Source organism: Varibaculum cambriense (assembly GCF_022133705.1).
Lineage (GTDB): Bacteria > Actinomycetota > Actinomycetes > Actinomycetales > Actinomycetaceae > Varibaculum > Varibaculum cambriense_A.
This window is the reverse complement of sequence record NZ_JAKNHJ010000001.1, coordinates 93,957-116,518: the sequence shown is the minus strand read 5'-3', so window position 1 is coordinate 116,518 and position 22,562 is coordinate 93,957. Positions and strand designations below refer to the sequence as shown.

The 22,562-nt window shown below is 54.5% G+C and carries 20 protein-coding genes and 1 riboswitch; of the genes, 7 read left to right on the top strand and 13 right to left on the bottom strand.

What is annotated here, in order from left to right; genetic code table 11:
• Positions 1 to 37: 37 nt before the first annotated feature.
• From ribA to ribD, 3 genes are read right to left on the bottom strand one after another with little or no spacing between them, the layout of a single operon-like run.
• Positions 38 to 1,282, bottom strand: coding sequence for a GTP cyclohydrolase II (gene ribA, locus L0M99_RS00495; RefSeq protein ID WP_238127399.1), 1,245 nt, complete (start codon positions 1,280 to 1,282; stop codon positions 38 to 40).
• Positions 1,282 to 1,875 carry a riboflavin synthase gene (locus L0M99_RS00490; protein WP_024058558.1) on the bottom strand — a complete coding sequence of 198 codons (594 nt, stop codon included), beginning with the start codon at positions 1,873 to 1,875 and terminating at the stop codon, positions 1,282 to 1,284. The genes ribA and L0M99_RS00490 overlap by 1 nt, the downstream gene beginning before the upstream one ends.
• Positions 1,860 to 2,924: a bifunctional diaminohydroxyphosphoribosylaminopyrimidine deaminase/5-amino-6-(5-phosphoribosylamino)uracil reductase RibD gene (gene ribD, locus L0M99_RS00485; protein ID WP_238127398.1), complete on the bottom strand. Its 1,065-nt coding sequence runs from the start codon at positions 2,922 to 2,924 to the stop codon at positions 1,860 to 1,862. Before ribD ends, L0M99_RS00490 begins: the two co-directional genes overlap by 16 nt.
• A 73-nt stretch (positions 2,925 to 2,997) precedes the next feature.
• Positions 2,998 to 3,119: riboswitch (FMN riboswitch) on the bottom strand.
• Positions 3,120 to 3,213: 94 nt separating this feature from the next.
• On the opposite strand from ribD, the gene L0M99_RS00480 reads away from it, so the two are divergent.
• Positions 3,214 to 4,017 (top strand): glutathione S-transferase, encoded by an 804-nt coding sequence (locus L0M99_RS00480; protein ID WP_024058556.1) that lies wholly within the window; start codon positions 3,214 to 3,216, stop codon positions 4,015 to 4,017.
• Positions 4,018 to 4,039: 22 nt separating this feature from the next.
• Positions 4,040 to 4,927 carry a DUF3097 family protein gene (locus L0M99_RS00475; protein WP_238127397.1) on the top strand — a complete coding sequence of 296 codons (888 nt, stop codon included), beginning with the start codon at positions 4,040 to 4,042 and terminating at the stop codon, positions 4,925 to 4,927.
• A gap of 1 nt (position 4,928) precedes the next feature.
• On the opposite strand, the gene hemW is transcribed toward L0M99_RS00475, so the two are convergent.
• The 4 genes from hemW to L0M99_RS00455 all read right to left on the bottom strand — a co-directional run bounded on the left by hemW (position 4,929) and on the right by L0M99_RS00455 (position 10,557).
• The gene (gene hemW, locus L0M99_RS00470; RefSeq protein ID WP_238127396.1) at positions 4,929 to 6,236 is read right to left on the bottom strand and encodes a radical SAM family heme chaperone HemW; all 1,308 of its coding nucleotides are present in this window, start codon (positions 6,234 to 6,236) and stop codon (positions 4,929 to 4,931) included.
• Entirely contained in the window at positions 6,233 to 7,099 is an 867-nt protein-coding gene (gene trmB / locus L0M99_RS00465; RefSeq protein WP_238127395.1) for a tRNA (guanosine(46)-N7)-methyltransferase TrmB, read from the bottom strand. Before trmB ends, hemW begins: the two co-directional genes overlap by 4 nt.
• 3 nt (positions 7,100 to 7,102) lie before the next feature.
• Positions 7,103 to 8,950, bottom strand: coding sequence for a translation elongation factor 4 (gene lepA / locus L0M99_RS00460; RefSeq protein WP_238127394.1), 1,848 nt, complete (start codon positions 8,948 to 8,950; stop codon positions 7,103 to 7,105).
• A 68-nt stretch (positions 8,951 to 9,018) separates the two neighbouring features.
• Positions 9,019 to 10,557, bottom strand: coding sequence for an LLM class flavin-dependent oxidoreductase (locus L0M99_RS00455; RefSeq protein ID WP_238127393.1), 1,539 nt, complete (start codon positions 10,555 to 10,557; stop codon positions 9,019 to 9,021).
• A gap of 224 nt (positions 10,558 to 10,781) precedes the next feature.
• Between L0M99_RS00455 and L0M99_RS00450 the strand changes: the two genes are divergently transcribed.
• From L0M99_RS00450 to L0M99_RS00430, 5 genes are all read left to right on the top strand, one after another.
• On the top strand, positions 10,782 to 11,213 hold the full coding sequence (locus L0M99_RS00450; RefSeq protein WP_024058550.1) for an RNA-binding S4 domain-containing protein: 432 nt from the start codon (positions 10,782 to 10,784) through the stop codon (positions 11,211 to 11,213).
• 337 nt (positions 11,214 to 11,550) lie between these two features.
• On the top strand, positions 11,551 to 11,817 hold the full coding sequence (gene rpsT, locus L0M99_RS00445; protein WP_024058548.1) for a 30S ribosomal protein S20: 267 nt from the start codon (positions 11,551 to 11,553) through the stop codon (positions 11,815 to 11,817).
• A 318-nt stretch (positions 11,818 to 12,135) separates the two neighbouring features.
• Positions 12,136 to 12,657 (top strand): peptide-methionine (S)-S-oxide reductase MsrA, encoded by a 522-nt coding sequence (gene msrA / locus L0M99_RS00440; RefSeq protein ID WP_238127392.1) that lies wholly within the window; start codon positions 12,136 to 12,138, stop codon positions 12,655 to 12,657.
• Positions 12,648 to 13,175: an O-acetyl-ADP-ribose deacetylase gene (locus L0M99_RS00435; protein WP_024058546.1), complete on the top strand. Its 528-nt coding sequence runs from the start codon at positions 12,648 to 12,650 to the stop codon at positions 13,173 to 13,175. The genes msrA and L0M99_RS00435 overlap by 10 nt, the downstream gene beginning before the upstream one ends.
• 2 nt (positions 13,176 to 13,177) lie before the next feature.
• Positions 13,178 to 13,609 carry a hypothetical protein gene (locus tag L0M99_RS00430; protein ID WP_024058545.1) on the top strand — a complete coding sequence of 144 codons (432 nt, stop codon included), beginning with the start codon at positions 13,178 to 13,180 and terminating at the stop codon, positions 13,607 to 13,609.
• A gap of 539 nt (positions 13,610 to 14,148) precedes the next feature.
• Here the strand turns inward: L0M99_RS00430 and L0M99_RS00425 are convergent.
• The 6 genes from L0M99_RS00425 to L0M99_RS00400 form a co-directional block, all read right to left on the bottom strand.
• A complete protein-coding gene (locus tag L0M99_RS00425; RefSeq protein ID WP_238127391.1) occupies positions 14,149 to 14,916 on the bottom strand; it encodes a hypothetical protein in 768 nt (255 codons plus the stop codon).
• A 263-nt stretch (positions 14,917 to 15,179) separates the two neighbouring features.
• On the bottom strand, positions 15,180 to 16,676 hold the full coding sequence (gene gatB, locus L0M99_RS00420; protein WP_024058543.1) for an Asp-tRNA(Asn)/Glu-tRNA(Gln) amidotransferase subunit GatB: 1,497 nt from the start codon (positions 16,674 to 16,676) through the stop codon (positions 15,180 to 15,182).
• 10 nt (positions 16,677 to 16,686) lie between these two features.
• Entirely contained in the window at positions 16,687 to 18,180 is a 1,494-nt protein-coding gene (gene gatA, locus L0M99_RS00415; RefSeq protein ID WP_238127390.1) for an Asp-tRNA(Asn)/Glu-tRNA(Gln) amidotransferase subunit GatA, read from the bottom strand.
• A 2-nt stretch (positions 18,181 to 18,182) separates the two neighbouring features.
• Positions 18,183 to 18,479, bottom strand: coding sequence for an Asp-tRNA(Asn)/Glu-tRNA(Gln) amidotransferase subunit GatC (gatC, locus tag L0M99_RS00410; RefSeq protein ID WP_238127389.1), 297 nt, complete (start codon positions 18,477 to 18,479; stop codon positions 18,183 to 18,185).
• An 89-nt stretch (positions 18,480 to 18,568) separates the two neighbouring features.
• A complete protein-coding gene (locus tag L0M99_RS00405) occupies positions 18,569 to 19,810 on the bottom strand; it encodes a phospholipase D-like domain-containing protein (RefSeq protein WP_238127388.1) in 1,242 nt (413 codons plus the stop codon).
• A 45-nt stretch (positions 19,811 to 19,855) separates the two neighbouring features.
• A complete protein-coding gene (locus L0M99_RS00400; RefSeq protein ID WP_238127387.1) occupies positions 19,856 to 22,465 on the bottom strand; it encodes an NAD-dependent DNA ligase LigA in 2,610 nt (869 codons plus the stop codon).
• Positions 22,466 to 22,562 lie beyond the last annotated feature (97 nt).

The following is a 22,562-nucleotide window of genomic DNA, read 5'->3' as shown; positions in this document are numbered from 1 at the left end:
TCCTCAGTACCAGTCGTTTTTCCCTAGGGTGCCGCGGCTATTCCTTAGCCACGAAATTGTCGAGATTATGGAAGGTATGTCCCAGCCGCTGTTTGGTACGTAAATACTCGATATTGTGCGGATCGATCCCGACTTCTAGCGGTACGGTTTCCTCTACTTCAATCCCATCTTGACTAAGCAGCGCCTTTTGCGGATTGTTGGTCAGCAAACGGATATTAAGTAGCTGCAGATCCCGTAAGATAGCGGCCGCCGCCCCATATTCACGCAGGTCAACCGGCCATCCCAAATCAAGATTAGCCTGAGCAGTATCGCGTCCTTGATCCTGCAGAGCATAGGCTTTAATTTTTTCGCTCAGCCCAATCCCGCGTCCTTCTTGACCGCGCAGATAAATAATCGCGCCGCCCTCGGCTGCTACCTGCCTCATCGCTTGCTGTAGCTGCGGCCCGCAATCGCAGCGCAGCGAGCCGAAAGCTTCCCCGGTCAGACATTCGGAATGAATCCGCACCAAAGCGGTCGACTCTGCAGTCTTTTCGGAGATCAGCGCCATATGCACTGTGCCTAGTTCAGAATCCTGATAAGCACGCACCGTAAAATCCCCAAATTGCGTGGGAAGTTTGGCGCTGGCGATTTCGGTAACCCGGGTGATCTTATCCGACTCTACCTGTGGTTTTTCCTGGGATAAAAACTCTTTCAGCTCGGCGATTGTAATTAGTTCCAGGTCAAACTTTTCTGCGATTGCCGGGCAGTCCCGGTAGCGAGCCATAGAACCGTCATCGTGAACCATTTCCCCGATGGCGGCTACCGGAGACAGGTCTGCTAGCTCCATGAGATCAACTGCCGCCTCGGTATGTCCTGCCCGGGTAAAAATCCCGCCACTGCGCGCCCGCAGCGGCAAAATATGTCCGGGACGCACCAAATCTTCACTGCTGGCCTGAGGGTTGGCTAAAGCCCGCAAAGTGGTACGGCGATCCGCAGCTGATATCCCGGTGGTCACTCCCCTTGCGGCATCACAGGAAACGGTGTAACAGGTGCGCAGCTGATCTTGATTGGCTGGCCATTGAATCGGCAATCCCAGCAAATCTGCACGTTCGGCCGGCATGGGGGCGCAAATATAACCGGAGGTGTAACGCACCATCCACCCCATCCACTCGGAGGTAACTGTTTGGGCGCTAACAATCGCGTCAACTTCATTTTCCCGGTCTTTCGAATCCGCTACCAAAACGGGTTTTCCTGCCCGCAGTGCTGCGCTGACCCGCTCAAATAACTTCGCCAAGTCACTCATTAGTTTTTACTCCCCTCCAGTAGACGTTCCACGTATTTCGCTATCTGGTCAGTCTCTAAGTTGACTAAAGAGCCGGCCGAAAGCGTCCCTAAAGTAGTGTTATCCCGGGTGACGGGGATGATTGCGACCCGGAAATAGTCCGCACCCACCGCGGTTACGGTTAGAGACACTCCGTCGATCGCAATCGATCCTTTCCGCGCGATCTGGGGCATTAATGAGGGCGGAGCAGAAATCTGTAGCTCTTGCCAACGCTGCCCTTCCTCTAGGGAAGTTACCGTGCCGGTACCGTCAATATGCCCGGCGACCAGGTGTCCCCCTAAGCGATCTGTCGGGAGGAGGGCGCGCTCCAGGTTAACCCCCTCGCCAAGGCGTTTTTGCCCCAAAGTGGTGAGCCTTACGGTTTCCGGCATGGCGTAGGCATAGAAAGTATCGCCTTCGACCCGGGTCACGGTCAGGCAAATCCCGGAGGTAGCCACCGATTCTCCCGGGGACAGCTCGGAGGCGAAAGTGCAAGAAATCCCAATTTCGAGGTCTGTTTCTTGCTTCTTTAGGGATTTAATCGTCCCGACCTCTGCTATTAGTCCGGTAAACATGACGCCCCTTCCTTTTCTAACGCCAAGAAAACATCTCCGCCTAATTCTTTAACCTGTTGCAATTGGAAATCCAGGGAACTGGTCAAAGCGTTAATCCCCAAGTCGCCTATCCCTTTGCGCCCTTCTCCCAGTAGCCGAGGAGCCAGGTAGACATGCAGCTCATCGACCAGGCCAGCCTTTAGTGCCGCGGTTACCAAGGTAGGTCCGCCCTCCAGGAGCGCAAAAATCTCTCCGCGTTGGTAGCAGCTTTCTAGCACCGCCTTTAGGTCATGGGTGCGTGCCTGTTCCGCTTTGCCGGTCAGATAAAAATCTGCGGGAATCTCGCGCTTGCCCACCACCAGGGGGCGCGACTGCTGCGGGAGCTCGCGACCATCGGCTAGACGCGCCGATAGCTGGGGATTATCAGCAAGGACGGTACCGGTGCCGGCAATAATCACATCCACGCTGGATCGAATCCGGTGCGCATAGGCACGCGAGAGCCGGTTAGTAATCCACTGACTAGATCCGTCCTTAGCGGCGCAATACCCGTCCAGAGTCTGCGCTACTTTCGCAATCGTCCAGGGGCGGCCACGCCGGGTGGCCAGCACCCAGTGGGCGCTAACTTCCTGTGCCTTCGCGAGGACGTCTTCATCTATTCCCACTTCACTAGCGGGCATAGCGTTAATCCCCTGGCTGCTCAGATATTCCCCGCCGCCAGCAGCTTTCGGGTTAGGGTCATCGGCTGCCCAGATTACATTTTTAATCCCTGCTTCAATCAGGGCACGGGTACAGGGAGGAGTTTTACCGCTATGGTTGCAAGGCTCCAGAGTGACTACCGCGGTCAGGGGAGCAGATCCGGTATCCTCTTTCAAGTTCGCAAGGGCGTCTACTTCGGCGTGGGCGCTTCCGGCTCCCCGGTGATACCCCATTGACAATATCCTGCCGGCGGGAGAAAGAATAGCGCAGCCCACCTGGGGATTTCCTCCAGTTCTAGGGCCTTGGAGGGCAGCTTTACTGGCGGCCGCGAGACCGTGAGTGAGCGCAGCTTTAGTGGGCATTGAAAGCGCCAATAAAAATCCTCCTCGCCAATATAGTGTTCCGAGGAGGCGTGGGCGCGCGCAGACGCCATGATGGCATAACTGCCCGTGCTGCCTCTCATCCGGACTATAACCGTCGGTACCGGAATTTCACCGGTTCAGCCGCCCATAGTGAGCGGGTCGCGGACTTTACCGCCGGTTCGGATTTTCACCGACCCCGGAGCACCCGTTTATTATGCCACATTTTGACTCGATTCGCTCAGCGCGCGAGGGCGCCCTGCATTTGCGATAATGGAACTAGCGTAGAGAACAGGAGTTGTTCATGATCCCGAATTATCGTTTTGGTAGCGAAGAGTTACCGGTACAGGCCGGCCGCTACCTGCTAGTTGTTTCTCCCGCCTGCCCCTATTGCCGCCGGGTGACCATTGCGCGGCGGCTTTTAGGTTTAGAGGCTGCGATCGGGGTACGTTATGCTACCGGATCGGGCCCGGATGGTTTCGAGTTTATTCGGGATGGCTATTCCTATGACCCGCTGCTAATGGTGCGTTCAGCGCGCGAGCTATATCGCCGCCAACCCAATTTTGAGCCTGATGATCCGCAAACCGTGCCGGTGATACTAGATTCCCAGCGCGATAACCAGATTGTGGCTACCGAGTCCGCCGATATGCTGCTCGATTTTTGCACCGCTTGGAAACCTTTTACTCATTTTGAAGCCCCGGATTTGTATCCGGCAGCTGAGCGGGCAAAACTTGATGCCCTCGATGCTTGGCTAAATAAGCAGTTAGTTAGCCCTTCCTGGGCAGTTTCTCATGGAGAAGCTGACGGACAAACCCGGCGGAACTTTTCACTGGCTTTGGAACGCTTGGAAGAAATGTTGCGGGAAAATTCGTTCCTTACTGGTGAGCAGCCCGTCGAAAGCGATATTCGGGCCTTTGTGGTTTTCCAAGTGCTATCTTCGTCTGCTCCCGAAATGTTGTGTGATTTCGAGGCCATTAGCGAATATCTTTCTCGCTTAAGCAAATTGCCGGCTTGGGTCAGTCCCGAAGAAGCAGCAGCTTTGGATCCTAACTATTCGGGCAGTAGCGAATCTGAGGACTCTGCCGGAGCGGTCTGCTGTAGCGCCTAAGGTTTTCCCCTATAGTTAGGGCGTGTTTGATCGCTACGGAAAAGACGTCCTTGCTAACGATAATTGGCGCAAGCTCCCGGCTTCCCGCCCGGTTGCTGCTACCCGCGGCCTGGTAGTTGAGGATGTGATGACCGGTTTTGTAGGCGCGGTCTTGCGCTGTTACAAATCTGGGGGCATGTATCTGGTGGAGCTGGAGGATCGGCGCGGCAAAGTGCGGGCTTTTCCGCTAGGAGCCGGTTTTTGGATTGACGGGAAACCGGTTGAGCTGCGAGCTCCCGCACCTAAAGTGAAAAACGACAAGGATCCTAAGTTGGCGAGCGGTCGTGCCGCCACTAATTCCGGTTCGCGGCGCGCCCCGCAGGACGGTAAACGTCGGGCGCGAGTAGCGCGGGCATCCCGGATTTGGGTAGAAGGACGCCATGATGCGGAGCTAGTAGAACATGTCTGGGGCGATGACCTGCGCGAGCTGGGGGTAGTGGTAGAAATCCTGGACGGGGTGGATCATCTTCCAGAGCGGCTGGAAGAGTTCGCTCCTACCCCGCGGACAAGAATCGGAGCCTTAGTGGATCACCTGGTGCCCGGCTCTAAAGAGTCGCGTATCGCCCAGCACTGTATCGAAACTTTTGGCGAGGACGCAGTCGCGATTGCGGGGCATCCGTTTGTAGACGTGTGGCAGGCAGTAAAACCGCAGCGAGTGGGGCTGGATTCTTGGCCACCAGTGCCGCGCGGCAGCGATATTAAGGTGGGTAGCCTACAGGCCTTGGGCTTACCGGCAGCAAACCAGGCGGATATCGCTCAGGGTTGGAAACATATTTTGCGGCAAGTACGCGACTGGCGGGATCTGGAACCCGGTCTTTTAGGGCCGGTAGAATCACTAATCGATTTCGTTACCGCCGCCGGCACCCGCTAACTTACCAGCCCAATAGCTGGCCAGTAACATAGTCAGCCATTAGACGCCCCCGCAAGGTTAATATCGCTTCGCCGCGGCGCGCCGCCTCTTCTTCAAGATATCCTTTTGCCACCAGCACCGGTAACTCGGCTCGTTCCTCTGCGCGCAAACTTTTTACTCCTGCAGCGGTGCGCAGCCCCAACATGATCCGCTCCAGTTCCCGGCTGTCCGCAGCGACCACTTCCCCATCTTGAACTGGAAGGTCACCCGTGGCTACGCTCCTTGCGTAGCCACGGGGATGTTTCCAGTTCCACCAGCGCACCTGGCCGAGATGAGAATGCGCGCCCGGCCCAATCCCCCACCAATTCCAGTCCCGCCAATAAGCCAGGTTATGCCGCGATACATTTGCCAAATAAGTAGCATCGGGAATCTTCGGGCTCGGGAATACTTCGGTATCTAGCTGCCTTGCCCAATTTGAGATTTCATACCACTTAAAACCCGCCGCTTTTAGCAGTGAGTCCGCCATTTCATATTTTTCTGCCTGACTATCAGGATCAATCGGAGACAGTTGCCCCCGCTCCACCTGGGCATACATCTTGGTACCGGGCTCAATCACCAAAGAGTAGGCGCTAATATGGTCAACTTCTAAAGCTAAGGCTGCCTGCAGCGAGGCTTCCCAATCCGCTTTAGACTCCCCGGGAGTCCCGTAAATCAAATCCAGGGACACCGCGAGGCCGGCTCGCCGCAGCGCGGCTACTGCCTGGGGAAGATTTTCCGGGCGATGAGTCCGCTCCAAAGTCGCCAATACTTGCGGCACCGCCGATTGCATTCCCAGGGACACGCGGGTGAATCCACTGGCGGCTAGTTCCTGCGCTACCTGGTCAGTTATCGTGTCCGGGTTAGCTTCAATCGATACCTCGGCGCCCGGAGCTACTCCCCAGGTACTGACTACATCCTCCAGGAGTTCCCGCAGCGCCCTCACGCTTAGCAGGGTGGGGGTACCGCCTCCGAAATAAACCGAGTACGCCGGGGGTGGAACTAGCTTATGTTCGCGCAAAAACTGCGCGGCCAGCGCCAGCTCACGGCGTGCCGAATCATGGTAGCTTGCTCGGTCGGCGCCAGCTCCAAAACCGTTCACATAGGTATTGAAGTCACAGTACCCGCAGCGCACCCGGCAAAATGGCACATGAATATAGACCGCGAAGCCGGCCTCCTGCTGACCCGAATCAGCGTGTGCCGCGTCCTTTCCCGCTACCGGAAGCGAGTGTAAGCGCCCACCGCCCTCATTAGCTGCGGAAAAAAGCTCTTTAAGCTTGGCGGTGCCGCTCACGAAAGCCGCTGCGCCACCAAGTCGAACACTTCTCGTCCCGCATCGATGGCGCGACGCTCAAACTTGGTCATTACGCGTCCTTCCCAACGCGGGGCAAAACCGCCGCGCCCCGGATCGGGATCTTCCTCATGAGGATTAACCCCAGCATAGGGATTCTCAAAATCGCAGGAATCCTCAATAACGTCCCGCATTTGGAAGGCATAATCCGACCAATCGGTGGCCAGGCGCCATACTCCCCCAGGACGCAGTACTCGCGCCACTGTTTGCGCAAATTCGGCCTGCACTAAACGCCGTTTATGGTGCTTAGTTTTGCGCCACGGATCCGGGAAGAAAGTCCACACCTCATCCAAGGAGGCTTCTTGAAACAGAATCGGTAAAGCTTGCGCCGCGTCAGCCTCAATAATCCGCAGGTTATCCACCCCGGCTTTAACTGCTTTCGACACGGTTTGCGCTACCCCCGGGCGGTAAACTTCGAACCCGATATAGTCCCGATCAGGATGCGATACCGCTGCAGACACGATCTGATCCCCGTTACCAGTACCAATTTCCAGGCGCACCACCGCGTTGCGATCAAAAAGACGTTTAAACGATAAGGGTTTCGCGTCCTCGGCCACCGCGGTATGCCCAGCACCGACAGGTACCGCTACTACATAGTCGCCGGCATGAGCATCCCAAGTATGTTGCAAAGAATCGCTAAGCTGACGTGCCCGGGAGACAAAAGACTTCGACCTGGCCAGATAGCGTCCTTCCGGTGATGACAGGTCAATTTCTTGAGCCTGCCCTCCGGTCTCGCCCTCCGTTAGTTCCTCCTCAGAAACTAGGTTTTCTGTCGCTTCCTCGCGTTCAGATAGTTCTTCACTCATGACTTACCCCTTTCCCGTGGGAGTATCTTGGGTTATGGCATCGATGAAAGCCGAGTTCGGGATTTCCACCGAGCCCACTGCTTTCATTCGTTTCTTTCCTGCCTTTTGTTTTTCTAAAAGTTTGCGTTTACGGGAAATATCCCCGCCATAGCATTTCGCCAACATATCTTTGCGCAGCGCTCGAATAGTCTGCCGAGCAATAATCCGCGAACCCACCGCTGCCTGAACTGGAATCTCAAACTGCTGGCGGGGAATTAACTCTTTTAGCCGCCGCGTCATCTTATCCCCATATGCATAAGCCGCATCACGATGCACAATGGCGCTAAACGCATCCACGCCCTCGCCATTTAACAAAATATCTACTTTCACCAGATCCGCAGATTGGGTGCCTGCCTCATGATAATCCAAGGAAGCAAAGCCCCGCGTCCGAGATTTAAGCTGGTCAAAGAAGTCAAACACGATCTCCGCTAAAGGCAGACGATAATGCATCTCTACCCGGTCAGAGGATAGATACTCCATTTTTCCTAAGGTGCCTCGCCTGCCCTGGCAAAGCTCCATGATTCGTCCTACATAGTCATTGGGAGTCAAAACAGTAGCTTCCACTACCGGTTCTTGCACGTCCAGGACTTTCCCATCCGGATACTCGGAAGGATTAGTCACTTCTAGTTCCGTACCATCCTCTTGAGTAACGTGATAAACCACCGAGGGCGCCGTAGCGATAATCGACAGTCCCGCCTCCCGCTCCAAGCGTTCCTTCACGATCTCTAGGTGTAGCAGCCCCAAGAATCCACAGCGAAAACCAAACCCCAAAGCCACGGAAGTTTCGGGTTCAAAAGTAATCGCCGCATCGTTTAACTGCAGCCGGTCCAGCGCCTCCCGCAAATCCGGGAAATCATCGCCATCTACCGGATAGATCCCCGAATAAACCATGGGTTTAGGTTCTTGATAGCCAGGCAGAATCTCACTGGCCGGATCCTTAGCACTGGTTACCGTGTCACCAACTTTAGATAACCGCACGTCCTTCGCACCAGTAATCAAATAACCCACTTCGCCCGGTCCCAGGCCAGCTGCCGGGGTAGGCTCCGGAGAAATAACCCCAATCTCTAGCAGCTCATGCTCAGAACCAGTGGACATCATTTTTACCCGCTGACCCTTTTTAAGGCTGCCATCCATCATCCGCACATAGGTCACTACTCCGCGATAAGTATCGTAGACGGAATCAAAAATCAGGGCACGCGGTTCCTTACTGCTGGATTTAGGGCATGGAACCTCCGCTACGATCCGATCCAGGAGCTCTGGCACCCCTTCACCGGTCTTGGCTGATACTCGCAGGCATTCCTCGGGAGATCCTCCCAACAGTCCCGCGATTTCCTCCGCGCAGCGATCTGGTTGCGCCGCCGGAAGATCAATCTTATTAAGTACCGGAATAATTACCAGGTCATGTTCCATCGCCAAATAGAGATTGGCTAGGGTTTGTGCTTCGATCCCCTGCGAGGAATCAATTAATAAGATCGCCCCTTCGCAAGCGGCTAGCGAACGCGACACCTCATAAGAAAAGTCCACGTGACCGGGGGTATCAATCATATTCAGCACATAGTGGGTGTCCCCCACCTGCCAGGGCATACGCACTGCCTGAGATTTAATCGTGATCCCGCGTTCACGTTCAATATCCATCCGATCCAGATATTGTTCGCGCATTTCTCGTTCCGAGACCACCCCGGTATCCCCCAACATCCGATCAGCCAGCGTAGACTTGCCGTGATCAATATGGGCAATGATACAAAAATTACGAATCTGCTGGGGATCCGTGTTACCGGGGGCAATCCCTAAATCCCGCTCGCTGTTAGCCAATACTATTATCTTCCTATTAAAATCCCGCTGTCTTCTCGCGTTATCCTATTGCCTTAAGTCCCAAACCTCTAACTGCGAGGGCGCGGCTTGCGCCGGGTACGGGTACGCGCAGTTGGTTTTGCTGCGGGAGTCGTTTGCTCACTAGCAGCATCGGACTTCGCTGCCGACTTTGCTGCCGGTTTAGGTTTAGCAGTTGCTTTCGTCGAGGTCTTTGCCGTAGTTTTCCTAGCGGCAGGCTTCTTAGCGGCAGTAGTTTTCTTGGCTGCTGGTCTTTTAGCAGGCGCTGCTTTAGAGGCAGTAGTCTTTGCTGCCGCGTCCTCACTGTCGGAAGATGCTGCCGCAGCGCTCGCACCAGCAGAGTTCTTTAATGTCGGCTTTTTCCTCTCGCTGCGGTGCACCGGCCCATACACTGCCGAGCGATTCCGCGTCCCACCAGGTCGCGGCGCAACCTTTTCCTCCGGTTCTTCCTCCGCGATTTCTATCACTTCCGGTTCCGGGGTGGACGGTGTTTGCTCCGCTTCTTCAGCTTCCCCCTCGGCTGGCAGTATCGGCAAGCCCCAGGCTTTAGCTACCAGTTCTAGAGAATGAATGCGTACCTGAGGATCGTAAGCGTGAGTAACGGTGATGATCTCATCTACCATGTACTTACGGGAAACCCAATCCATTTTCTCTACTACTTGCTCTGGGGTACCGACCGCGGAAATAGAGGGCAGCGCCCGCACCCGATCGGCCAGTTTTTCACCCAAAGTCGCATCCAAATCGTCGGTAGGCGGGGTGAGCGTGCCCGGCCGCCCGGAAAGCACATTCCCCTGTACCTGGTAGGTCGTGGTGAACTGGTACTTTGCTTCCGCTTCGTTCTCGTTACACATCACGTTCATGCCCATCATCACTACCGGATGATCCACCATGGCGGTCGGGGCGTTGGCGTTAAACTCCCGCCGGTATATCTCTACCGCTTCATCAATGTTGTAAGGAGCGAAGTGACCACCGAAAACATAGGGCATCCCCAGGTCAGCGGCAACCTTGGCGCCTGCAGAGGACGAAGACAACATCCACATAGGGATACAGGTGCCTTCCCCCGGAATGGCGCGCACCCGAGTGAAGGGGCGATCCACGCCGATAACTTCAATCCCGAGAATCGAGGCTTCCGCCCCTGAAACCACCCCGGAGTGCACCACTGATGTTTGATCTGATAGATAGCTGGCGAGCTCCTCGAGATCCTCCTCGAAATAGGCTGGCTCACTAGCGCCGCGATGCAGCGCCCGAGCCGTAGCCGGATCAGTTCCGGGTGCCCGACCTAACCCCAGATCAACCCGCCCCTCGTAAATGGTGTAAAGAGTTCCGTAGGTTTCCGCTACCGTAAGTGGAGACCAGTTAGGTAACATCACCCCGCCGGCACCTACCCGCAGACGAGTAGTGTTTTCCAAGGCGCGGGTGATTATCACCGATGAAGCCGAACACATGAAAACTTGCGAACCGTGATGTTCTGCCACCCACAGGCGGGTGTAACCCAAACGATCAGCATTCTTCGCCAGCTTTAGCGAAGTGTCCAGGGCTTCTTTCCGGGTCATGCCGGTAGAAAGCGGCGCCAACTCCAGAATATTCAAAGGAACCCGCCCATTGGACAATTTGGCAGCGGGAATTGGATTAGGTACCAATTTATTCCTTTCCTCAACACCCCTCGCGGGGGCAATAATCCTCTTCTCTTAGGTTACGCTAATTACGCCCGCTGAGGGGACTAGAAGCGCTAACCTTTAGAATGAAAAATAAAAAACCGCGCTAAAAATCGAAATACGTAGGACTTAGTGACTTTAGGAGCGGCTGAAACTAGATGGGGACAGAAGATAGTAACGAGGGCGCGGCAGGCGCAGACGCTAGCCTCGCCTCGGTGCGCACCGACATTTGGGTGTGGGCGGTACGCAAGTATAAAACTCGTTCGGCAGCGGCTAAAGCCTGCAAAGCTGGTCACGTAAAGATCAATGGCAAGAGCGCTAAGGCATCTTCTCCGGTGCGTCTCGGCGACCAAGTAGTAGTGCGGATCGGAGGATTCGACCACATATTACAGGTCAAACAATTGTTGGAGCGGCGAGTGAGTTATCCGCTCGCTCGCCTAGCCTATGAGGATTTAACTCCCGAGCGCCTCCCGAAGCTGTCTTTACCCTCGCTACCGCGCCGGGAACCCGGATCCGGCCGGCCAACGAAAAAAGAACGTCGCCAATTGGATCGGCTGCGAGGCCGCAGCCCTAACCAGGGACGTCGCTAGCGGTGACTTTTGGGGGCGCGAGCCTAGAAATCTTCTAGCTGAGGCACAGACTTTAGCAAGGTACTAACTAGGGCAGGCTTTGCGAGGCTGGGAGGAGCGGCTCCACCGAACCGCTCGCGGTGGAGCTGACCTTCCGGAGGCGAGGCGCAGAAGTGAACTTGATTACCACCCTCGAATTTTTTAGCGTCTAGGGCCTCGCGCCTGCTAAACTGATTCGCGGACTTTAGCCCCGGTCGGCTATAGTCTTGCCGGTTTCTTGCCAGCGTGCCCCACACGCCAGTCCGAATCCGGCTCAGCCCTCTAGACCGCATATTGGATACTCATAGAGAGTGAAAAATTGGCAAATATTAAGTCTCAGAAGAAGCGTATTCGTACGAATGAAAAGCGCCGCTTGCGCAACCGCTCGGTAAAGTCCGAGCTCAAGACGCTGGTACGTCGTACCCGCGAAGCGGTGGCTGCTGGCGATGCCCAGCTGGCCGAATCTGAATTGCGCCTCGCCAGCCAGAAGCTGGATCGCGCCGCGCAAAAGAAGATTATTCACCGCAACCAGGCGGCTAACCGCAAGTCGAAGCTGGCGAAGCTAGTTAACTCTATGGAGAAGTAACTCTTCGAGGGCATTTGGCACCAAGGTTAAGGCTCCCGATAGAGTCTTACCTAAAAAATATCTCACCGCATGCGGTGAGATATTTTTATTTTCCGCGCCCTGTTAGCCGCTATCCATTGTGGATACTATTTTGGGCGCTTAAAGTGGATCCGCGAATCAACAGTGGGCTATCCCGTAGAACGTTACTGTTGAAGACGCTCCTCTGGGTATGGTCGCAGCCCCAAATATCCGCAGCTAGTCCCAGTTACTGACGCTTTCTGGAAGTAACTGGCTTCCTGCTATCGGGAGTAACAACTGCTCGCCCTCTATACTGAAATCATGAGAAACACCGAAACTGCTTATTTTGCAATGGGCTGCTTTTGGGGAGCAGAACGTCTTTTTTCAGGATTGGACGGGGTGCAGCAAACCGAAGTCGGCTATATGGGCGGACACCTAGAAAATCCTAGTTACCAGCAGGTTTACACTGACACTACCGGTCACGCGGAAACGGTACGAGTGGTTTTTGACTCTGCGCAGATCAGTTACCGCCAGCTGCTAGAGGTATTTTTCTCTCACCACAACCCCACGACCCGTAATCGACAAGGCGGCGATGTGGGCTCGCAATACCGCTCCCAAGTTTTCCCCACTACGGCGGATCAAGAGCATACCGCCCAAGCAGTACTTTTGAAACTAAAAAACCAAATCTGCGACCTCTACCGAGCCGAGCCAGTTACCGAAATCGCTAGCGCCTCCCAGCTTCCCGTCTTTTACCCGGCAGAGGACTACCATCAACGCTACTTAGAAAAGAATCCCTTCGGCTACTGCTCGATCAAAGACAACGGATTAATGAAATGCAACTAGGAAAACTGCAGGTAAAAGTAGTTTTAGGGGATATCACTACTCTGGATGTTGACGCAATTGTCAACGCGGCCAACACTTCCCTACTGGGAGGAGGCGGTGTAGACGGGGCCATTCACCGCGTAGCCGGTCCCGGTCTACTCCAAGAATGCCGCACCCTGGGCGGAGCCCGAACCGGACAGGCGAAGATCACCGGTGGTTACAACTTGCCTGCCAAGTACGTGATACATACTCCTGGCCCAGTGTGGCATGGCGGAGGCACTCGGGAAGCCGAGCTCTTGGCGACTTGTTGGCGCAATTGCTTACATCTGGCTGCGCAGAACCATTGTCATTCGATAGCGTTCCCCTCGATTTCAACCGGGGTCTATCGCTTCCCGATAGCGCAGGCAGCTATGATTGCTATAAGCCAGATCAAAGACTTTTCCGCCTCCTCCTCTACCTTAAACTCCATCACTATCTGTTGTTTTAGCCCCGAAGACCAGCAGGTTTACCAACAGGCACTGTCGACATTGGAGGGATAGTTATGGCGCTTTGGATATTACTGGGAGTTATCGTCGGGATTGTCGCTGGGTGGACAATTCTACGTTACCGGCGTAGCCACAACAGCGAGGCAGCGCGGCAAGCTCTACGAGAAGCATTTAATGAATGCATTCCCCAAGATCAACGTCCCTCTTACGAGTGTGAGGACGATTTTTCGTCAATAGCGGTTGCGGGAATCGGGAAAACCGCTAGTTTCAAAACTTTTTCGGCCTTGCTACGTAAACTTGGGGCTTCCGATATGGTGATTGCCCGCTTGCTCGCCCCCGTGGCTGACCCCACCCAACTACGCAGCGCTACTTTCGGTCAGTTTGACCTCTACTGGCTGGCGGTTTCTGGCGAAGGACTGCAGGCCATGGTACGTCCGCGTTCCAAGAAAGGTTCGGTTCCCAACCCCACTCCCCCCAAGAAGAACTGAAGCTCGAACTAGCTAGCTAAACGCGCGGGGGAGAGATTTTTCCTCCCGCCCAAACTCCGTGTAGATGCGAACGCACGAGGGCGGATTTTGCCTCCCGCCCAAAAACTCGTAAAAGACCGGGGTCTTTTACGAGTTTTACGCCCGCCTAGCCTGATCGGCATAAATCCGCCCTCACGCGTTTACCTTTCGTGTGCAGGACATTTATTTTTGTTTCCCCACACCTTGTAAAGCCGCGATGATTACGGGAAATACTCCCCGCTTAGTCTGAGATTCGCCGCTGATTTTACCTTGAGCGCGGGGGAGAGATTTTATCCGAGTGGGTGCGGTGGGCATAAGAATTTGGAAAACGTCGCTACGTTTTCCAAATTCTTGGGCGGGAGGAAAAATCTCTCCCCCGCGCGTTTCGTCGTATCTACATGGACACTGTCCGAGCAGGCAAAAGTAATAGGGCTTGGACGAGATTTTCTCGTCCAAGCCCTATTGATTGCCAGATGATTACAAGGTCAATAAATCATCAATGGTGATTATTAGCTATATTGTTACGCTTTGTGGCGACGCCAGGCGACTACACCAGTCCCACCAGCTACCGAGGCTAGCGCAATACCAGCTAGAGAGGCAGCCACTGCACCGGTGCTGGCCAGGTCACCCTTAGCCGGCTTAGCTGCTTGCTTATTTGCAGGTTTCTTGCTATCAGCGACACCGGCAGCCCCAGTCTTATCTTCGGATTTACCGGGCTTTACTTCAGGTTTCCCAGGCTTTACTTCAGGTTTCCCTGGTTTTTGTTCTGGGTTAGAGGGATTGGCTTTGCAACCGTGCGCCTTGTTGTAGGCAGCAGGATCGGCATCTTGAATCTTCTTTAGAGCCGGATAGGCATAGTTCTTAACAGTGCCTTCCTGAATATCAGCATAGCCTTTTGCCTCTTTATATTCCGCATTAGCACTCTTCTGCTTGGCAACTGCCGCCTTTAACTCGGTGTTGGCATCGTCCAGAGCCTTCTTCTTAGCGGCATCTCCATCGGGAGCAGCGTCGGTCTTGCTGTCTTCGAAAGCTTTCTTCGCGGCAGCAACCTTAGCCTTAGCGGCTTTTACCGCATCGTCGGCTTTTTGTTTAGCATCCAAAGCGATATTGGCAGTCACCTGTAGTTCAGTGAGCTTGCCATTTTCATTGGCGTAGTGAATCTCTGCCTGCTCGACAGCATCTACCCAGCAAGCGGGGGTTGCGTCAGCTGCGAATGCAGCGGGAGCGAACCCGAAAGTCAGACCGGCTACGAAAACGCCGGCTGCAGTTTTTTTGACAAGATTTTTCATTGTTATATCTCCTAATAACATCCCTGACAGGAACAATGCAAAATTATTCCCCCCCCCGTTTGTCAAACGGCTTTGCATAAAATGCCAACTTTTGGCTGCATTCAGCTTCTTTTCTTGTCCAGTACTCGGAAACGATTAGGTTGAAAATAATTAGAAAAGCGGCTCTGCCAGCTATTACTTCTGACAGAGCCGCTTCGTAACGACCGTACTATCTATTAGAAAACCAAAAAGAGGTAATTAGTCACATTAGTAACATCCCCTGGTTATCCGTTGATTTGCTTGAGGATCATCTCGCGCGTTTCCCCGGCATCCGCCTGCCCCTTGGTGGCACGCATGACCCCACCCATGAGGGCGCCAATCGCCTTGACTTTGCCACCTTTGATTTGCTCTACCACTTTCGGGTTATCCGCAATCACCTGGGCTACCGCGGCCTCTAGGGCAGCGGTGTCTCGCACGATTTCAAGTCCGCGCGCCTGCATAACTTCGGCGGGGGTGCCTTCACCTTCCAGTACCCCGGCAATCACCTTACGCGCTAACTTGTCATTAAGTTTACCCTGGTCAACCAGGTCTTGTAGCTGAGCTACATCAGCGGGCTTGGCCGCAACCTGCTCAAGACCCAGGTTCTTTTCTTTGGCAATCCGGGAGATTTCTCCCATCCACCATTTCCGCGCAGCCTGGGGTACGGCTCCTGCTTCTACCGTGGCCTCGATAATATCCAAAGCGTCCGCGTTTACCACGTCGCGCATTTCCATATCAGAAAAACCGTATTCTTCGCGCAGGCGGCGGCGCCGGGCTACCGGCAGTTCCGGCAGGTTAGCGCGCAGCTGGTCCACCCATTCTTTCGCGGGAGCTACCGGCACCAAATCTGGTTCCGGGAAATAACGGTAATCTTCCGCGTCGGATTTTTCCCGCCCCGAAGAAGTGGTAGCAGTGTCTTCATGCCAGTGTCGGGTCTCTTGGATAACTTTGCCGCCTTCAGTAAGAATTTTGGCTTGACGGCGAATCTCGAAGGTAACCGTTTTTTCGATGGCTTTAAACGAGTTCACGTTCTTAGTTTCAGTGCGGGTTCCCAAGGGCGCATCCGGGCTGGGTCGCAAAGACACGTTCACGTCCGCGCGGACGTTTCCGCGTTCCATCCGCGCCTCGGAAACCTCTAGGGCTCGGAAAATATCGCGCAAAGTACGTACATACGCGGCGGCTACCTCGGGAGCGCGAGCCCCCGCGCCCTCAATAGGGCGAGTAACAATCTCAACTAGCGGCACCCCGGCGCGGTTATAGTCCACCAGAGAATAGGCGGCACCTTGGATACGACCGGCGTCTCCTCCAATGTGGGTGTTCTTGCCAGCGTCCTCTTCCATATGGGCACGTTCAATATTTACCCGGAAGATTTCCCCATCATCGAGTTCAACATCTACATAACCGTCATGGGCGATAGGCTCATCGAATTGGGAAATCTGGTAGGCCTTCGCCAGGTCGGGATAGAAATAGTTTTTACGGGCGAAGCGGCAGAAGGGGGCAATCTCGCAATTGAGCGCCAGCCCAATCTTGATCGCGTATTCCACTGCCCGCTTATTAGCTACCGGCAGGGATCCGGGCAGACCGACAGAGACTGGGGTTACCCGGGTGTTAGGTTCTCCCAGTGAAGAGTTCGGGGCGCTATCAAACATTTTGGTTTCAGTGCCCAACTCAACGTGGACTTCCAGTCCCAATACCGGATCGAATTCGGCTACTGCATCTTCGTATTTCATTAAATCGCTCATTGCTTCTCCTCTACTTCACCGGGCAAGCAGCCGGAACATCGGTGCCGCAGGCGTCAACTGCGGCCTGGGCTACCTGATACATGAGGGCGTCGCCGCGCTGAGGCGCCATTACCTGGAAACCAATCGGCAGCCCTTGATGATCCAACCCGATCGGCACGCTGATCGCCGGAATTCCCGCCAGGTTCGCGGGGATAGTGGCAATATCGCAGTTATACATGGTCAGCGGGTCGCCAATCTTTTCTCCGAGTTTGAAGGCTACGGTGGGCGAAGTGGGCAATACTAGCGCATCTACCTGCGAGAATGCTTTGGCGTAGTCTTCTTGCACCAAGGTGCGTACCTTTTGGGCGCTGCCGTAATAGGCATCAAAGTATCCGGCAGATAACACGTGGGTACCCAAAATAATCCGGCGTTTCACTTCTGCCCCAAAACCGGCTTCGCGGGTAGCCGCCATTACGGTTTCGGCAGTCACCGGCCCGGAGGTCGGCTCTACCCTGATTCCGAAACGGATACCGTCAAAGCGTGCCATGTTGGAAGAAACTTCTGCCGGCATAATCAAGTAATAGGCGGCGAGGGCATCTTTAAAGGAAGGCATATCGATTTCGGTAATCGTAGCTCCCCGCTCTTTCAAAGCTGCCACTGTGTCGTTAAAGGTGCGGGTTACGTCCTCTTCATAGCCGTCTCCGCCGCCCTGTTTAACTACCCCCAGGCGCAGACCGGAAAGGTCAGTTTTACCTTGGTATTCCTGCACGGCCTTCAGCAATGCGGGAACCGGCTCATCCAAAGAGGTGGAGTCAAAGGGGTCATGCCCGCCCACTAACTCTTGTAACGCCGCCGCGTCCGCCACCGTGCGGGTCACCGGGCCGATCTGATCTAGCGAGGAAGCCATCGCCACCAGACCGTATCGGGAAACCGCCCCGTAGGTGGGTTTGGCGCCCACGGTGCCAGTGACTGCACCGGGCTGGCGAATCGAGCCACCGGTGTCAGAACCTAAAGCTAAAGGCACCATAAAGGAGGCGACTGCCGCGGCCGAGCCGCCGCCAGAGCCACCGGGAATCCGGGAAGGATCCCAAGGGTTATGGGTGGGACCGAAGGCAGAATGCTCAGTAGACGAGCCCATCGCGAACTCATCCATATTGGTTTTACCGATAATCGGCAGACCCGCATCCTTGATTTTGCTAACTACCGTGGCATCATAGGGAGGCTTCCAACCAGCCAAAATCTTGGAGCAACAAGTTGTTTCCTGACCGCGAGTAACCATATTGTCTTTCAAGGCAATCGGCAGACCCGCCAAAGGATGTAGTTCTTCTCCGTCCTGGCGAGCCTTGTCTACGCGCCGGGCAGTTTCTAGCGCTTCCTCCGGATCTAGATGCACGAACACATTTAGGCTCGGGTTTAACTGTTCAATCCGATCCAGGCAAGCCTGAGTCAGCTGCTCGGAAGTCAGCTCCCCAGCGCGCAGCTTCTCCGCTAGCTGTAGGGCTGAAAGTTTCAAAAAGTCTTCCACGGTTACTCCTCCCCAATGATTTGCGGTACTCGGAACTGGCCATCTTCAGCCAAAGGCGCTCCGGCCAATAGTTCCTCCCGGTCAAGGCACTGCCCTACCTCGTCTGGGCGGAGTACATTGCTCATCTCAATCGGGTGGGAGGTGGCCTTCGTATCCGGCCCTACGGCCTCAGAGACGGTGGCAACCGCTGCCGCGATCTGCCCCAGCTCCCCCGCGAACTGGTCTATTTCTTCATCGGTGAGTGCGATCCGCGCTAAGGCGGCAACGCGCACTACTTCATCCCTATCAATTGTCGACATATCACCAGTCTAATGCCCGAGACACTCCCGGTCATATTACGCCTCGGGGCCCCGATCAGGTTCGAGGTGGCAGCCGCGGTCAACTGCGCTTAAACCAGGAAGGCGAAAGGTCGTAATAGTCGCTCGGCTATCCGGGCAATAAAGGGACGCTGGTTCCATTCATGGCGACTAATAGAGCGCGCATTTAACAGGTCAGTAAAGAAAATATTCTCCATATTTGCCGCTAGCTGCCGGGAGGTAATCGACATATTGATTTCATGGTTTCCGGTCATCGATAGTCGGTCGATATTGGCGGTGCCGATTGTTGACCAGTATCCATCGATAACAGCGGTTTTGGCGTGGATCATGACATTGTCATAAAGCCACAGTTCCACCTGGTTATCGAGCAGATCAGTTAGATAGGATCGTGAAATCCAATCCGCGAGAATATGGTTTGATTTGGCTGGTACCAGTACCTTCACATCTACTCCCCGGCGGGCAGCATCAATGAGGGAACGCTGAATTACCCGATCGGGAACGAAATAAGCCGAGGTAATATACGCGGATTCTTGCGCTTTATCCAGGGCGTTCACATACATTCCGCGTACTGGAAATAGCAGTCGTTTCGGGTCATTAACACAGGCCTGAATTTTCGAATTCCAGGATTTGGCACGCGGATCGCGCACTTTCTTCAAACGTAAATGCCATTTTTGCGCGTAATTCCAAAAGTCCAAGAAAGCGCTTTCCAGCTCCCACACGTTGGAACCGCTAATGCGCAAATGGGTATCTCGCCACTGGTTGTCCAAGTAATAGGAGCCGATGTTATAGCCCCCCACGAAACCCACCTTGGAGTCCACTACCAAAATTTTACGGTGATCACGCGCCGTATGTCTTAAGGAATATCCCAGGACATGCAGGTTTTTTAACCTGGGGAAACGGAAGAACCGAGGATCGACCACCATATTTCCAAAACGATCCCAGATGATATAGACCTCGGCGCCGCGCTCTGCGGCTCGAATCAGGGCGTCTTTAAATTCTTGTCCGATTTCGTCAGATTTCCAGATAAATGTTTCAAAAAATACCCGCTCTTTCGCGCCCTCGATAGCCGCAAGCATATCGCGATAGAGAGTTTCCCCATCCATATAGGTTTTCAGGCAGGAGCGATCCACCCGGATAGGCTGGGTTTTAATCTGGGGATAACCACCAGGTTTACCGGTTTGTCGCAACTTTCGTAACTGGTCAATCGCCACGATAACCGTAACCGTCGCAGCCTGCAGGGTCGCAATCACCGCAGCCACAATTTTTAAGCCGCGCAACAACGGTGGGATCGTTTTCTTCGGGATCCTCAACATAGTTACCACTTTAACGCCTTGCCTAAGGACTTTGTTGCATACGCACTAAAACAAACTATTAGAAGCACTCCCGGACTCCGGTGGCGTTGAAGAGGACATTTTCTTGGGTGAGGACGCAGGTGGGGTAGCTATTGTTTGCCCACTTCTCTGCTCAGTTCCTGTTACACCTCCTAGTCCAACCGCGGCGAGGGTTGCTTCCATTCCCTGCGCTAAAAGCTGCGAAAAATACTGCTCAGGCAGGCAAGCTACCCCAAGTTCGCGGGCTTTCTTTAGTTTTGATCCGGCCTTTTCTCCGTAAACTAGCAGGTTGGTATTTTTTGAAACCGAGGATGCAGATTTTCCGCCTGCCCGCATCAGGGCTTCTTTCGCTTCGTCGCGGGTATAACCCTCTACCCTGCCGGAAACTACTATGTTCAGTCCCGTTAGGGTTTGTTCAGAGTCAGCGGAGGCCTCTTCGCGCATCACTACCCCCGCCTTTTCCCAGGCAGACACGATTTCCTGATGCCAGTCAACAGCGAACCAGCCCTTTATAGAGGAGGCTATTTCCGCCCCAATATCATCCACGCTGGTTAGTTCACTTTCACTGGCACTGGCGATTGCCTGCAGGCTCCCAAAACGGGCAGCTAGCGCTCGGGAGGCCTGGGGACCTAGATGCCTAATCGATAGCGCGACTAAAATGCGCCACAGCGGCTGGGTCTTCGCTTTTTCTAGCTCCGCTAGTAACAGTTTTCCCCGCGCGGCCAGGGCAGGTGCCTGGGGGTTCCCGCCTGCAAAATAGGTGGTATAACTCCAGATTTCTCCACTACTCAGCAGCTTTTTGCTTAGGTCTGCGGCTTCTTTATCGCTTTTACCGCCCGCTACTAACTGGGCTTCTAGCTTCTCGCGGTCGCTTTTAGTTACCTGCTTCCGGTTCCAGGTTTTTACCTGTAGCAGCTGTTCCTCTCCTAAATCAAATAACCCAGATTCTAGGGGAAGCGCCGGTAAGGCGGGCGGAGGCAGTAGCGACTCCGCGTCCTCGGCAGGGACACTAGCAGCCGGATCGGCCTCCGAAAAATAGATAAAGCTACCCGCTGCTGCGACCGCTTCTCCCCGGGTGAGGGCGAGGGCGACCTGGTGACGGTCAGCCTCCGGCATAGTTAGCGCTGCCGCCGCTTGTTCCCCTAATCCTTCGATATCGAGGGCGCCGCGCGAAGCTAAGAAAATAACGCGTTCTTTAATCTGCTCGGGACAATGACGCTGGTTGGGGCATCTTAGATCCTTATCGCCTTCTTTTTCGGGACGAATTTCGCTGCCACAGGAAGGACAATGCTGAGGCATTTGCCAATCCTGTTCGCTGCCGTCTCGCAAGTCCACTACCGGGCATACGATTTCCGGGATCACGTCCCCGGCTTTGCGCAGCACCACAGTGTCTCCGATTTTCACGCCCTTGCGGCGCACCTCGAAAGGATTATGGAGGGTAGCTCGCTCCACATTAGACCCATCTACCAGCACCTTTTCCATTACCCCGTAGGGGGTTATCCTGCCGGTGCGCCCGACCCCAACCCGGATATCCACTAGTTTGGTGTGAACTTCTTGGGGCGGGAATTTATAGGCAACCGCCCAGCGCGGAGCCCGCGCAGTAAATCCCAGTTCCTCTTGAGTTTTCAGGTCATCGATTTTGAGGACGACCCCGTCAATTTCGTGACTAATCTCGGGACGGATTTTACCGATATGGGTAATAAACTCTTGGATTTTATCCAGACCGCGCAGGGGGCGAGTATATTCGCTTACCGGCAATCCCCACTCACGAAGCTGGTGGTACCACTGCAATTGGCTGGTGGGCGGGGCGAAACCGGCCGCTAGATCAGCTGCTTTCCATTGCACTTTCCCGATGCCGTGGGCAATCATAGCTAGGGGGCGGGTCGCCGTTACCCGGGCATCTTTTTGCCGCAGCGATCCGGCAGCCGCATTGCGGGGATTAACAAAAGGTGGCTCCACTTTGCTGGGTAGCCCGGCCTTTTGCCGCTGCGCGCGCCAAGCGGCAAGACTACCGGCTTTTTTGGCGGAGCTGTACTCCTCCCACTGGGCGCTGCGCTGCTCATTTAACTTATTAAAAGCGGAGAGCGGAAAATAGATCTCCCCCCGGATTTCACAGATTTCGGGCACTATGGTGCCGGAAAGTTGAGAGGGAATATTAGCGATAGTGCGAATATTGGCGCTCACGTCCTCACCTACACTGCCATCTCCGCGAGTTGCCCCCAAGGCAAGCATCCCGTTCCGATAGGTGAGGTTAACCGCTAAGCCGTCAATTTTTACTTCTGCACTCACCTGGGGTTTTTCTTCCCCGGTGGCCTGCGCCATTCGCTGGTACCAACTAGATACTTCGTCAGTGTCAAACACGTCATCTAGAGAAGCCATCCGCTCTATATGGGTTACGGAAGAAAAAGTTTTTTGCGCGCTCCCCCCTACGGTTTGGGTGGGCGAATCGGGGTTTATTAGCTGCGGAAAACGTCCCTCTAGTTCTTCTAGTTGACGAAACAACTGGTCATATTCGGCATCCGAAAGCGTGGGACGATCCCGGTCATAATAGAGAACCCGCGCCAGATTAATCTGGTCTACCAGCTCTTCCCACTGTTCTTGTGCCTGCGCCAAAGCCTGCTCGTATTCACTCGCCATGGCTTCATTTTCCCTTTTTTACCCCGAAAAGGAAAAGGTTCATTATCCAATGGAAGTTATCCACAGCCTAAAAAACAATCTGGCAGCGCGGCCTTGA